10 protein-coding genes are annotated in these 14,276 nt (G+C 38.2%); 4 read left to right on the top strand and 6 right to left on the bottom strand.

What is annotated here, in order from left to right; all coding sequences use genetic code 11:
* Positions 1–160: 160 nt before the first annotated feature.
* The 3 genes from FNN08_RS03905 to FNN08_RS03895 all read right to left on the bottom strand — a co-directional run bounded on the left by FNN08_RS03905 (position 161) and on the right by FNN08_RS03895 (position 3,256).
* On the bottom strand, positions 161–916 hold the full coding sequence (locus FNN08_RS03905; protein ID WP_143583440.1) for a sulfite exporter TauE/SafE family protein: 756 nt from the start codon (positions 914–916) through the stop codon (positions 161–163).
* Between the two features lie 549 nt (positions 917–1,465).
* Positions 1,466–2,932 (bottom strand): carbon starvation protein A, encoded by a 1,467-nt coding sequence (locus FNN08_RS03900; protein WP_143583439.1) that lies wholly within the window; start codon positions 2,930–2,932, stop codon positions 1,466–1,468.
* A 129-nt stretch (positions 2,933–3,061) separates the two neighbouring features.
* A complete protein-coding gene (locus tag FNN08_RS03895; protein ID WP_143583438.1) occupies positions 3,062–3,256 on the bottom strand; it encodes a hypothetical protein in 195 nt (64 codons plus the stop codon).
* Positions 3,257–3,584: 328 nt separating this feature from the next.
* Between FNN08_RS03895 and FNN08_RS03890 the strand changes: the two genes are divergently transcribed.
* Positions 3,585–6,896: a putative Ig domain-containing protein gene (locus FNN08_RS03890; protein ID WP_143583437.1), complete on the top strand. Its 3,312-nt coding sequence runs from the start codon at positions 3,585–3,587 to the stop codon at positions 6,894–6,896.
* 239 nt (positions 6,897–7,135) lie between these two features.
* Here FNN08_RS03890 and FNN08_RS03885 read toward each other — a convergent pair whose 3' ends face one another.
* Entirely contained in the window at positions 7,136–7,678 is a 543-nt protein-coding gene (locus tag FNN08_RS03885; RefSeq protein WP_260679293.1) for a carboxymuconolactone decarboxylase family protein, read from the bottom strand.
* Positions 7,679–7,836: 158 nt separating this feature from the next.
* Here FNN08_RS03885 and FNN08_RS03880 point away from each other — a divergent pair, with 158 nt between their 5' ends.
* On the top strand, positions 7,837–8,520 hold the full coding sequence (locus tag FNN08_RS03880; RefSeq protein ID WP_143583435.1) for a winged helix-turn-helix transcriptional regulator: 684 nt from the start codon (positions 7,837–7,839) through the stop codon (positions 8,518–8,520).
* 38 nt (positions 8,521–8,558) lie between these two features.
* Here the strand turns inward: FNN08_RS03880 and FNN08_RS03875 are convergent, their stop codons facing one another.
* On the bottom strand, positions 8,559–8,972 hold the full coding sequence (locus FNN08_RS03875) for a DUF3293 domain-containing protein (RefSeq protein ID WP_143583434.1): 414 nt from the start codon (positions 8,970–8,972) through the stop codon (positions 8,559–8,561).
* A 155-nt stretch (positions 8,973–9,127) separates the two neighbouring features.
* Between FNN08_RS03875 and yghU the strand changes: the two genes are divergently transcribed.
* Positions 9,128–9,970 carry a glutathione-dependent disulfide-bond oxidoreductase gene (gene yghU / locus FNN08_RS03870; RefSeq protein WP_143583433.1) on the top strand — a complete coding sequence of 281 codons (843 nt, stop codon included), beginning with the start codon at positions 9,128–9,130 and terminating at the stop codon, positions 9,968–9,970.
* A 205-nt stretch (positions 9,971–10,175) separates the two neighbouring features.
* Positions 10,176–12,302, top strand: coding sequence for a hypothetical protein (locus FNN08_RS03865; RefSeq protein WP_143583432.1), 2,127 nt, complete (start codon positions 10,176–10,178; stop codon positions 12,300–12,302).
* Positions 12,303–12,798: 496 nt separating this feature from the next.
* Here the strand turns inward: FNN08_RS03865 and FNN08_RS03860 are convergent, their stop codons facing one another.
* A complete protein-coding gene (locus FNN08_RS03860; RefSeq protein WP_143583431.1) occupies positions 12,799–14,079 on the bottom strand; it encodes an outer membrane protein transport protein in 1,281 nt (426 codons plus the stop codon).
* Positions 14,080–14,276: the final 197 nt, after the last annotated feature.

Raw genomic sequence — 14,276 nt, 5'->3', positions numbered from 1 at the left:
TAATAAGCAGCATGATGGATTCCCGTCTACACGGGAACGACGAAGTGAGAGCTTTAACTTATGGATTCCCCTCTTCACGGGAACGACGAATTAGGTGTTGGAACGACGAGATATGGCGCTAAGGCGAGCTATAATTCAACATAGTTGTATTCGCTGTACTTTAGAATGCTTTGTATAAAAGAGCTATACCTGTGAGTATGGTCATTATTTCAAAGGTTCTTTTAACCAGTATATTGCCTTTAGCAATTGCTAAGTGGGCACCGATGTAGCCGCCAATAAGTGCGCCAAGTATTAATGCTGGTAACCAATCCCATTTTATACTTTCTTGTAATGCTAGGGCTATCGCCCCACTGCCATTCCATAAAATGCCCACCATAACTAAAGTATATGAAACGGCTCTCGCGTAGTTCATGCCAAACCAATGGATAAGCCAGATAGTAACAAACAAGCCTGTACCTGATGTTAATGAGCCATTGAGTATGCCTAATAAAAACAATCCTAATCCACCAATGATATAACCTTTTAAGTTTAGGTTTTTTAAGCCATCGGTCATGCCTAAGTTTGGTTTTAAAATTGAGTAGACGCCAAGACCAATAGTTAAAACCCCAAGGCAGAGCATGGCGATATTTTCAGGCAATGTAAGTATTATATTTGCCCCTAAAACAACTCCAGGTAAAGCACCTGCTGTCATAATGGTTACCAGTTGCCATTTAAAACTGCCGTTTTTTAAATGCTTTATCGATGCCCCTACTCCTAATGCAACCGCAGCAATTTTATGAGTAACTAAAGCTACACCAAAAGGCAGGCCTAAGAAGATTAACGCAGGAAGTTGTAATAGCCCTGCTCCGCCGCCAGCAAGTGAAGATAAAGTATTAGCAATTAAGCTGATGATAAATAGAAAGATATGTTCGAGCATAAGATCTGGTGCTTTGGGTTTATGGTTAAAGCCTAACATGCATAAGAAAAGATATTAACTTATTTATTACAACAAACTATTGCAGTGTTTTACATTTGGTTAACGGCATTATTTTTGAAAAGGTTTAATATTAAACACAGTTAACTTTCATAGTTTTCCTCCCTGAAATGCTATATTTTTTGCCCGACTCCTTAGTCGGGCTTTTTTTTGCTCTTTTTTTAAAGATTAGATCCTGAATCAAGTTCAAGATGACGAGTTAGGTGTTGGAGTGACAGTACGGTTCTTGGTGATGAAGAAATACAAGAATGGATTCCCGTCTACACGGGAACGACGAGTTAGGCCGCCAATCGATGAGTTTGGTGTTGGAACTATGCCTTTGGTGTTAATACAATGTGCTTGGTGTTGAGACTAGGAGTTTGTATATCAAAGGAAAGATACTGGCTAACATCATTACTTTCTTGATAGATGGATATAAAAAAACAGCTTGGATAACCTTTGTTAGGTTTTCACAAGCTGTTTTATTCGTTGGGTATAGCTATAAGCTTTTAACTAAGCTATTGCTGTTTTGTTTTTACTGTGTGCGCTAACCACAAATATCATCGCAATTGCTGCAGTTATAGCACCTATCATTGGTGCGTAATCTAATGGTAAATTCGCGCCAATAGCTGCTGTTAGGATAAACGATACCGTTATCCCGGTTGCGATTACTGCTGGAATACTTACAATCCAGTGGAAGGTGCCACGGTCAAATAAGTACTTAGTCGCTAGCCACAATACACTGGTTGAAAGTAGCATATTAGAGAAAGCGAAGTATCTCCAAATTAGGCTAAAATCTACCTTTGTCATAAAGTAAGCAATCGTTAAAATTGGCAATGCTAATAAAATTCGGTTACGCATACATTGCGGAATGCTAAACGCATCGACTATGGTTAATCGCAAAGAGCGAAACGCAGTATCACCTGATGTGATTGGAAATATTGCTACAGCAATAATTGCCATAATGCCGCCAAACACGCCTAAGTAGCTCGTTGCTATTTGGTTAACAATAAGCCCTGGGCCGCCTTGTGCGAGTACGGCTTGCAGTTCAGGGTAACCACCAGGAAATGCAGCAATACCAGCTAAAGCCCAAACACAACCTACAATACCTTCAGAGATCATTGCACCGTAATATACAGGACGTACGTATTTTTCGTTGGTTAAACAACGAGCCATAATTGGCGCTTGGGTTGAATGAAAACCACTTATAGCACCACAAGTAATGGTTAAGAATAATAATGGCCAAATTGGCGCGCCATCAGGGTTTGGCTGCAGAAATTCATGTTCAAAATGATTATGTGTAAAGTAACCAAAGAAGTCAGTTAACTCAGGTAAGTGCGGTGCATTAAACAGTAATGCAATAGCCATAGACACGGTCATTACGATCATTAATAGGCCAAAGAGTGGATAAAATTTAGTGATGATTTTATCGATTGGTAATAATGTCGCTAAGAAATAGTAACCTAAAATAACTAATACCCAAAAGGTGTTACCCGCAAAGATGGTGCCTTCAAAAAAGCTTAAGTTACTTAATAAGCCTGCTGGGCTCATAATAAATACAACACCAACAAAAAATAATAACATTGCCGTAAATAGCAGCATTAAACCTTTAAAGACCAAGTTAAAGTACTTACCAGCGATCTCTGGCAAGCTTTTACCATCTTCTTTTATACTCATTACGCCTGAGAAGAAGTCATGCACTGCACCGCCAAGCACATTACCAAGTACAATCCACACTAAAGCTACAGGCCCATAAATAGCGCCTAAGATAGGACCAAATATAGGACCAACACCGGCAATATTTAAAAATTGAATTAGATAGGCTTTAACAGGATGGATTGGCACATAATCGACACCTTCGGCTAAACGTTGCTGTGGGGTTTTTATGTTAGGGTCTAGCTTTGCCTGTTTTTCAACGAATGGACTATAAAATTTAAAACCAAGAAACAGTATTGTTAAACAAATAAAAAATATAAGCATTATGTTCTTCTTTTAAGTTAGTGTAGAAGGTTGTTATGTATATCTACTGTCACGCTTTTCTCTGTGAGAAATACATTTTAAGTTACTGATAATTAAAGATAGCGAATATTTGGCTCTAATTGAATAAAATTAAGCTCTTTTGGCTTTAAATTTAAAAGGAGTCAACATGCCGTACTTTGAAGTTAAAACAGTAAGCGCTTTATTACAGGCTATTGATTTAGTTAACGCATGACAAAAATACGACGTAACAACATTGTTATTTATATCGATTGCTTGTACTTCGAAATAGAAAGGTTTTTTGATTAATTTTGCTAAACCATTCATTTTTAATTACCTAAGTTGATTTTTTATAGAGTTACTATTTTACCTTCACCACCCTATAAAAACCTGCTCTGTTACACCTTAGCAACACTTTTTAATATTTACCAAAATGGATGCATCTTAGACAACGTTATCTTCGATACAGCCATGATTCATCATTTAAAACTAAAGCTTTATAAACAGCCAGTTACAGAGTAAATATTAACCAATTTGAAATATTTACTTCCTATTTACACCAATAAAGCTATAGTAATGACATCGATATCTTAAAACTCAACATAAGATTGAGGGGGTATCGATATAAAAACAATAATTACAATAAGGTAACCCTATGAACTATTTGAATTGGGATAAGAATAAGTGTAGTAAAGCAATAATGCTTGCCACCTTATGCTATGGATGGTCAATTAGTAGCTCAGCAATTGCAGCACAAACGGTTAATGTTGGTGCTATAAGTCAGGTTCCACCAACTATGATTGGTGCTAATACTGTTACTCGTCAACACCTACCTCACCATCAACCTTGGTATGATAGTCTTTCAATAAATACCATTACCGATACAAATTTCAGCGTACTGCGCTACCCTGGTGGCTCTTTAGGTAATAAGTTTGATTGGACTTTAGGGGTGCAAAAAGAATATGCACACCTAGCAGAAACCAGACAATATTTACCAGAGCATACTAAAGTAGCTACCGATGCTACCGATGGTAAAACTCTTTGGATGTTAAACGTTTATGATGAAACCTTAACCGCCACGATTGATGCACTTAAAATAGCCCGCGATAAAGGCGCTGAAATTAAATACATTGAGTTAGGTAATGAGTTTTATTTTCTTAATATCGATGGCTTAGAATATACAACTCGCTTTCCAACTGGTACAGATTACGGCCAAGAAATGAATACTTGGATTAGCGCTTTAAAAGCTGAATTCCCAGATACAGTTTTTGCCGTACCAATGACTCGCGCGCCAAATAACGATCCTGAAACTCGTAAGTCTAAATGGAATGCCGATGTTGATGCAGCGTTAACAGATTACGATGCTTTTACTATTCATGTGTATGCTGACATTTCACCTAAAGATTCAGTAACTAAGATACCTATGTATGCTGGATTTGACTATGAAACGTTAACACCAAGTGAGCAACAAGCTCAACGTGACCATTTCACCGGCAATCCTGATGCCGTCAAATATATTCTTGGTTTAGCTGAAGCAACTTATGATGGTTTTCTAGCGCACCCTAACCTTTGGTATCCAAGTGGCAAAGATATTTGGTTTACTGAATTTGGTATGCGTTATTACCCGCATGCGGTAAAAGGTACTTGGGTTGAAGCATTGGCCGATTTTACTTTATATAAGAAATTACTATCACAACCTAATGCTACCATGGCTACCGAGCAGCAGTTTATTGATTTAGCTCATGGCAGTACAAGTACTTACGCTAACGTTGCCATTGATGTTGGCCAAGATTTAACAACAACCGTAGGTGCATTAACGGCAGAAGGTCATGCGATTAAAGCAATAAGTGCAATGGCTCGCGACAAAGAGCTGATGTCAACACTGACCTTCCCGCAAGCAAGTGTTATTACGCCTGCAACCATAGCGCCCTATTCTGCACTATCTGGTTTAATGTTTAGTGATAGCAATAGCTCAAATGCAGTTATTGCTAACGTATCAGGAACAGTTCAAAGTATAGATACAGCAAGCTTTGGCCCAGCAGGTGCTGATGTTACGGTAATTAGTGCAGCAAATTACTACACCTTCATCACCGATAATAGTGACGTAACATATACTTCATCAACAATGGGTGCGACCTTAGATATACCGCCTTACTCTATTGTTACCATCGAAAACATTAACACTAGCTTAGATCCACAAGATGGTAGCGTAAATTACACGCCTAAATTTACTGATGCTCGAATTGCAGAAGCTGCATCTGACAGCTTATCGCATGCCTTTGATGTTAGTCGTCATGTGGTTGATCAAAATACCAACGATAGTTTAAGTTTCAGCCTAACGGGTGTTAACCCAAGCTGGGTAAGCATTAATGGCTCAGGTTTACTTGAGTTTAATGCGAGCGGTCAAACTATTGGCACTACTCATGAAGTATTTGTACGAGTTGATGATGGCCACGGCGCAACCGACTACGTTACTTTTGATGTAGAAATTGTTGATGGTAGCCTTGATACCGATGGTGACAATTTAACCAACAATGATGAGTTCGCCCAAGGTTTAAATGCATTAAATGTTGATACCGATGGTGACGGTGTTAATGATGATATTGACGAGTATCCTTTAGATCCGGCTTTATCAAGCAATCAGGATCCTGGCTACACTGAAGTGTTATTTGATGACTTTGATAACGGCTTTGGTAACTGGGTTGATGGCGGCGCAGACGTATTAAATACCCCTACTTTAGCTTTAGGTGAAAAAAGTTTACGCATTCGCTCAGGCTTAGGTGATGAATCATCAAGCTGGTTAGTTAACTCTCTTGATTTAACTAGCTACCAATTACTTCGTATTAAATTCAGTTATATGGCTGGTAGTATGGAAGCTGGTGAAGGCTTTGCAGTAAAAGTGAGTAATGATGGTGGTACTAATTGGCAAACAGTTGCTAGCTACCTTGATACTGACTTTAATGACTTAGAGTGGAACTTAGATCAACGTTTAAACTTAACAAATCAAGACATCGTATTTACTAATGATATGCAGATACGTTTTGAAAGCTTAGCCTCTGGCTCAGGTGATTACGTTAATATTGATAACGTTGCTATTTTAGTTGCTAATAATGACGCGCCAACTTGGTCAGCAAATCCTATTACTGCAGCTGATGCGACTGACTCATCGCTTTATTCTAGTTCGATCAGCGCATTCGCTGCCGATAACGAAAATGACGCCTTAAGTTTTAGTAAAGTATCTGGCCCTGCTTGGCTTAATGTTGCAAACAATGGTCAAGTTACCGGTACGCCAAGCTCTGCAGATGTTGGTTTAAATAGCTTTGTGGTAGCAGTTAATGACGGTATTAACTTAAATGTTGAAACCGTACTTGATGTAAATGTTAATGCCCTACCTAACTCAGCGCCAACTTGGAACGATACTGACTTTAGTCAGGCTGATGCTACCCCAGATACCCTTTATACCACTTGGGTTAACTGGCGAGTAACGGATGCTGAAGGCGATCCTTTAACATATACGTTAATATCTGGACCCGCATGGTTAAGTATTACCAATACAACGACAGCTAAGTTTGAAGGTACGCCAAGTATCAGCGATGTTGGGGTTAATAACTTTGTGATCAGTGTATCTGACGGCATTAACCCGGCGGTACAAGCTAACATGAGCATTGAAGTATTAGCGCCGGTTAATAGCGCGCCGGTTTGGAATAGCGATCCTATTAGCACAGCTGATGCGAGTAAAAACCAAAGCTATAACCAATCGCTGGCAGGACTAGTGACTGATGCCGACGGCGATACTTTAACCTTTACTAAGGTTAGTGGTTCTAGTTGGTTGACGGTAAGTAGTTCAGGGCAATTAACAGGCACCCCACGTAAAAAAGATATTGGCAATCACAGCTTTGTGGTATCCGTTTCTGATGGTGTTAACCCTGCTGTTCAAGTAACGCTAAATATTACGGTTAATAATTAGTAATAATATTTGCTAGCAATTAAAAACAGCGCCATTTGGCGCTGTTTTTTTTATCCAATAGGAATTAAGCAACGGCTTGTTTATCAAGGCTTAATACCAAGTCCATTAATTAACCGCTCATTTTTAATGGTTAAAATGAATAACTACTGCGTTATAAAATTTATAAGTAGAATAACTACTTACTAAATTTTATGCCTTGTATTTATCCCTTTTTCCTCATGAAAAAGTAGATCTCTTAATTAATGGAATTGGTATAAAAACTCTTGGTCAATATCAATCTCTGCACTTTTACTAAGTAAGTTAGTGAAGGTTTTTAAACAAATCCCCATGATCAATTCAATAAACTGAGCTTGGTTGTATCCTTGCTCTAAAAAGTTAGAGATTAACTCTTCGCTTATGCTACCACGCTCCTTAACTAAAGCTCTGCACAGGCAATTTAATGCGTCTAGTTTTCTATCTTCTAATTTATCAGTAGACAAAATACTTTTTATTAAATCTGGGTTTAAATTTTGCTGTTTAGAAAAGTACACATGCCCGGCAAGACAGTAATTACATTGGTTCACTTTTGATGTAGTTAATTGGATTAACTCACGCTCGAGTGCACTAAAACTTGAATTAGCAAAGGCATTATTCATTTGGCTAAATTGCTTAAAGATGTCATCGGACAAGGCGATATATCGGTATAAATTTGGTACAAAACCTAATGCCTGTTTAGTTTGCGTAAATACTGCGGCACTGTCTTTACTTAGCTGCTGTTGCGTTACTGGGTTTAATAATTTCATCACTTCCTCACTTTAGCTATTAATGGTTATTGCTTGTTTACCTTTTCACTATAGGGGTTAAGCATTAGCAATGAGACTGTAAAAGCTGTAGTAACTAACTACAAAAACTGTAGTTAGTTACTATAATTGAGATTATAACTGATTCTATAGGTGCCATGATGGAATACGGACAATTTTGCCCCATAGCCAAAGCCAATGAAATCTTAGGTGAAAAATGGACCTTGCTTATTATTCGTGAATTATTAATAGGCGGTTGCCGTTTTAATGAATTACAACGCGGCTTAAGTCACCTTTCCCCTACTTTGTTGTCTAAACGTTTACGTAGTTTGGAGTTGCATGGCTTATTAATTAAAAAACGTATTCAGGGCCAGCGTGGTTATGAATATTACCCTACCGATGCTTGCCAACAGCTATTGCCTATCATTAAATCACTCGGCGACTGGGGCATGATCTGGGCGCGCAATAATCTAACCGATAAAGATTACGATGTTGAGCTATTAATGCTGTATTTAAAACGCTCAATTGTGCCTAACAAACTTCCTGGCAGTAGCACCATAATTAAGTTTAATTTTACCGATGTCAGTCAATATTCACATTGGTGGATAGTGGTAAATAATAATGATGTAGATTTATGTGTTAAAGACCCTGGCAAAGACGTGGATGTCTATTTTACCACAAAGGTTAAAACCATGGTCGAGATCTGGATGGGTGAAATTACATATAAACAGGCAATTAAACAGCAAGCCTTATCAATTGTCGGTTATAAAGCACTCACCAGCAATGTCTCTGTTTGGATGAATAACAGCGTATTTACCGGTTTACCTTCAGCAACAAAGATTTAAGTTAAGTGGTTAACGATGGCTTAGGTTAGTAAGTTAGATTAAGCAAGCTCAATTAACTTAACTGCGCCAGTTTCATCTAACCATACATAGGCATTTTGATTAAATTGCTGAGCTAAACTATTCGCTTGTTGCTTAGTGATATTGGTTATTAATAAACTATTTTCTTTTGGCCAATCTGCTTTAGCGCCAATACTGTAGCCTTGATGACAAGTTAGTTTTAACTTTTGTACTTGGCTAAGAAGTTGTTGCCCACGCTTTTTGTTTTCTTTATCACTTAGGCGTTTACTTTTTGGATTTTCTGCCGTGATAAATGCTGCAGTAGGAACATCAAAGGTATGTAAGTAACGGCTGAGTGTTCTATCGGTATCGCCAATATTAATTTGCCAAAAGCCGAGTTCATCATCAATGATGTAATCGCTATTTAAATACGCTTGTTGCAAATTTTTATCCATGGGCTCGGTCTACTTAATAGGTTTTTACTTATGTTACAGACAAATAGCAATTTTGTCGGCTTATTTTACGGTTTAAAAAAAATAAATAAGCTAGAGTAATACCTATACTTAATGTTAATCACTGTAAAAAATTAAAATATAAATAGGATCTATAAATGAGCGATAGCACTTACACTCCCCCTAAAGTATGGCAATGGGATAGCGCCAATGGTGGTAAATTTGCCCATATTAACCGCCCTATTTCTGGAGCGACTCACGACAAAGAGCTACCTAAAGGTAAACACCCTTTTCAACTGTATTCACTCGCAACCCCAAACGGCGTAAAAGTAACCATATTATTTGAAGAGCTTTTAGCACTAGGCATTGTCGATGCCGAATACGATGCATTTTTAATTGATATTTCAGAAGGCGATCAATTTAGCAGTGGTTTTGTAGGCGTTAATCCTAATTCAAAAATACCGGCTTTAGTTGATAACTCTGGCGATAAAAGTATATGCATATTTGAATCAGGCGCGATGTTATTACACTTAGCTGAAAAGTTTGATGCTTTCATCCCAAAAGATAGCGCAGGCCGTGCGCAATGTTTGTCATGGCTATTTTGGCAAATGGGCAGTGGCCCTTATTTAGGTGGTGGCTTTGGTCATTTTTATGCCTACGCTCCTGAAAAGTTTGAATACCCTATCAATCGCTTTGCCATGGAGGTTAAGCGCCAGCTTGATGTACTCGACAAACACTTAGCGAATAACCGTTATATGTGCGGCGATCAATACACTATAGCCGATATTGCAATTTGGCCTTGGTATGGTGCATTAATGCTAAACAAAATGTATGAAGCAGCAGAGTTTTTACAAGTACACGAGTATAAAAACCTAAGTCGATGGACCAATGAAATTAACGAGCGCGAAGCTGTGATCCGCGGCCGTATGGTCAATAGAAATTGGGGTGATGAAGATGAGCAATTACCCGAGCGCCATAGCAGTGAAGATTTTGATCGTTAGATTCGCTTAATACAACCCGCCAACCTTAATTATGCCATCATTTATTGATGGCATTTTTATTTACTCTTTAGCTGACAAAATACCTAGCTCAAAAACCACTGAACTCATAAAAAAATAGTTATTTTGTCACGACTAGTTTATATTATTGACATCGATATCAAAAGTGTCATTTATATACACATAACTATCATAAAAGGTTAAATAGATGTTCCTAGATCAGGCAAAATTAAGTCGTATTGCAACTGCTATTGCATTTGCAAGTTTAAATGCCATAAGTACATCAGCAAGCGCTGCCGACATTTCGGTTGATATTGGCACTATCAGCCAAGTACCGCCAACTATGATTGGTGCTAATACCGTTACAAGACAACACTTACCTCACCACCAACCTTGGTATGATGATCTTTCGATAAATACTTTAACCAATACTAACTTTAATTTACTACGCTACCCTGGTGGCTCCCTTGGTAATAAGTTTGACTGGACATTAGGGGTGCAAAAACAATACGCACATCTAGTAGACACCAGACAATATTTACCAGAGCATACTAAAGTGGCTACCGATGCTACCGACGGCAAAACCGTTTGGATGCTAAATGTTTATAATGAAACCTTAGCCGACACATTAGCTGCACTAAAAAAAGCTCGCGATAAAGGCGTTGAAGTTAAGTATATTGAACTTGGCAATGAGTTTTATTTTGGCACTCCAGGTGGCTTAGATTACTCTGATGAGTTCGCAACAGGCACTGACTACGGCCTAGAGATGAACACTTGGATTGCCGCATTAAAAGCTGAATTTCCCGATGCCGTATTTGCCGTGCCAATGACTCGCTCTCCCAATAATGATGAAACAACTCGCAAATCTAAATGGAATGACGATGTCGATGCGGCGTTAATAGATTATGATGCATTTACAATTCATGTGTATGCCGATATTTCACCTAAGGATGCCGTAACTAAGGAATTTATGTATGCAGGGTTTGACTATGCAACATTAACGGCAAGTGAGCAGCAAGCACAACGAGATCACTTCACCGATAATGCTGATGCTGTTAAGTATATTTTAGGCTTGGCAGAAGCAACCTATGACGGTTATTTAGCGCACCCTAACCTTTGGTATCCAGAGGATAAAGACATATGGTTTACTGAGTTTGGTATGCGTTATTACCCGCATGCCGTAAAAGGTACTTGGGTTGAAGCGTTAGCTGATTTTACTTTATATAAAAAATTATTATCTCAGCCTAATGCCACCATGGCTACCGAGCAACAGTTTATTGATTTAGCCCACGGCAGTACCAGTACTTACGCAAATGTTGCCATTGATGTTGGCCAAGATTTAACCACTACGGTAGGTGCATTAACGGCTGAAGGACACGCTGTAAAAGCAATTAGTGCGATGTCTAGAGATAAAGAGATTATGTCGACTTTATCATTCCCACAAGCAAGTGTTATTAGCCCAGAAAACATCGCTCCTTATTCTGCCCTATCTGGTTTAATGTTTAGTGATAGCAACAGCTCTAATGCAGTTATTGCTAACTTGTCTGGACAAGTACAAACGATTAATGCCGCTAGCTTTGGCGCTCAAGGTGCAATAGTTACCGTTATTAACGCGGCTAACTTTTATACTTTTATAACCGATGACAGTGATGTTACTTATACTTCATCAACAATGGGTGCAACCTTAGATATACCTGCGTATGCGTTAGTGACAATTGAAAATATCAATAGCAGCTTAGATCCAAAAGATGGCAGCATAAACTACACCCCTAAATTCACTGCAACTCGTATAGATGAAGCAGCAAGTAATAGTTTATCTCATTCATTTAATATGAATCGTTATGTTAATGATCAAAACACATCTGACACCCTGACATTTTCATTAACAGGGGTTAACCCAAGTTGGGCAAGCATTAACGGCGCAGGCCATCTTGAATTTAATGCGACCAGTGAGAGTATTGGCACAACCGATGAAATTTATGTACGAGTAGTTGATAGCAAAGGCGCAACCGATTACGTTACTTTTGATGTAGAAATTGTTGACGGCAGTATTGATACTGATGGTGATAACTTAATTAATGATGATGAATTTGCTCTGGGCTTAAATGCTTTAAATAAGGATACCGATGGTGATGGCATTAATGATGACGTAGATGTTTATCCATTAGATGCAGACAAAAATGAAAGTGAAGAAAAAGAGCAAGAGCAAGAGCAAGAGCAAGCTACTCCACCAGTACCAGAGGTAGAAGAAAAATCTTCTGGCGGTGGTTCAACATCACTATTTATACTGCTGCAATTAGCTGTTTTAACTTTATTTAGAAAAATTAAAAAATAATTTGAACTTAAAGAAAGTTTCATCGTCATAACATACAGTTAAGAAGATAATTCTCTCCCCGGTTTATTATTAATTTCTTTATTTAACCTCCGCATGCGGAGGTTTTTTTTGCTTATTGAAAAGACAGTGACTTTGTTATGTGCCAACTTGTTGCTTTAAGCTTTATATTTAATTTTTTTAGATGTGCGGCACATTAAACTTGCAACCGGTGTAAATATGTAGGTAATTGCTTCGAAAAATATAATGAGTAGCTCAATTGATAATACTGTGATGTTAACTAATATTGTTTTGGCTAAATTTAATAAACTGAACATACTTTCGTCCTCTTAAAACTCTTTGATCATTACTTTCTAGAGGCATAATACGTAATTATTTGTATCCGAGTGTATCGCCTTTGTAACACCAGTAAATAAAGGTGCAGATTTATGTTTTCTAAGCCATAAAAAAAGGTGCCGAAGCACCTTTCATATATACATCAATTAAGTCATTTGTTTAATTAAAATGAACGACTGTACTGGATTGAATAAATCATCGCGTTAGCTTCTGAAGTTGCTGTCATAGCACGTGGCGCACCAGTAACTAATGATTCACTTGCATCAAGCGCTTCACCTTTAACATAGGTAAATCCAAAATCGATACTTGATTGCTCCAAAGTACGGTAAGTAAAACCAGCTGAATACCACTCTCGGTCAGAATCTGGCACTGAAATGGTTGTTGTGGTTTGCTGCGCCGCTTCATCAAGCATTACCCCGCCTCGCACAGTCCAAGTTTGGTTAATATCGTAAGTAGCACCTAGTGCATAGTGCATGCTATCTTCCCAGTTGTAGGTTTTACTAAATGAATCACCTGTAATTTCTAATTTGTCGAACTCACTCCATTGTGTCCATTGCACACTGTAATGCATTGCAAATTTAGTCGTTAGTTGGTGAAAACCAGAGAAAATTAAGGTGTCTGGTAAAGGTAAAATTAGCTCTTCGCTGTTTAAATTAGCACCTAAATATGACATATCGCCATCAGCATCAAGATCAGGACTATAACGATAAGCTAAACCAAAACGATGATCATCATTAACCTCATAAACAGCACCTAAGTTATAGCCAAAGCCATAAGCAGTAGCATCTACATCAAGTACTGAAACATCAGCAGAAATCGGTCTATCTCTTCTGCCAACTTGGGTATCAACCACTAAATCACGCTCTAAAATACCTTGACCAACAATTAGGTCAATACCACCACCAACACTCCAATGCTCATTCACTCGATACGACACGCTGGCAGATAAATTAACACTTTTAATTTCAGTATGGCCGCCAAATACACTCGCACCTGCAATTTCGCTACCAAAGTCATTTTCAAATTCATGGTAAGTACCAAAACTAGTGTACTCAGCAAATCCAATCGCCCATTTATCGTCGATACGTTTAACGTAATAGATATTCGGTACAAAACTTGTTGAAGAGTTCGTTTGATCGTCAACTGCACCACGGCCTGAATCATCACCTAAATTAAAGTAAATATCTTCAATGTTTATTTCAGTATCTATTGCTGTTAGTCCCATTGAAAATTCAGATGAGTCAAATAACGCCATGCCAGCAGCGTTGCGAGCAATAATTGAAGCATTGTCAGCGATAACCGCATCACCAGCAAAGGCACGCCCCAATCCAGTAGCCGATTGACTGTTTAGTTGAAAACCAGCCGCCATGCTTTGGCCAGAAGTTAAGGTTAACGATAATACTAGAAGAGATTTGTTTAATGGTTTTGTTGTAGTGTTTTGCATAGTTTCTCATTATTAAACGGTTTACTTTTGTCTACTTTTAGCAAGTAAGTTGTACAAAAGTTCTAATTGCGCAGATCCTAGCAAAGTTCCAACAACAAACAGTTACAACTAGGCCGTATAATGCATCAATTTGTAACCTAGGTGTGACTCTGGTTAGACCACTCAACATTAAGGAAGTAAGCCATAAACCTTCCCTT

Origin of the sequence: Thalassomonas sp. M1454 (assembly GCF_007097525.1) — a bacterium.
In the GTDB taxonomy this organism is placed as follows: domain Bacteria; phylum Pseudomonadota; class Gammaproteobacteria; order Enterobacterales; family Alteromonadaceae; genus Thalassotalea_A.
This window is presented reverse-complemented; position numbering and strand designations above follow the sequence as displayed.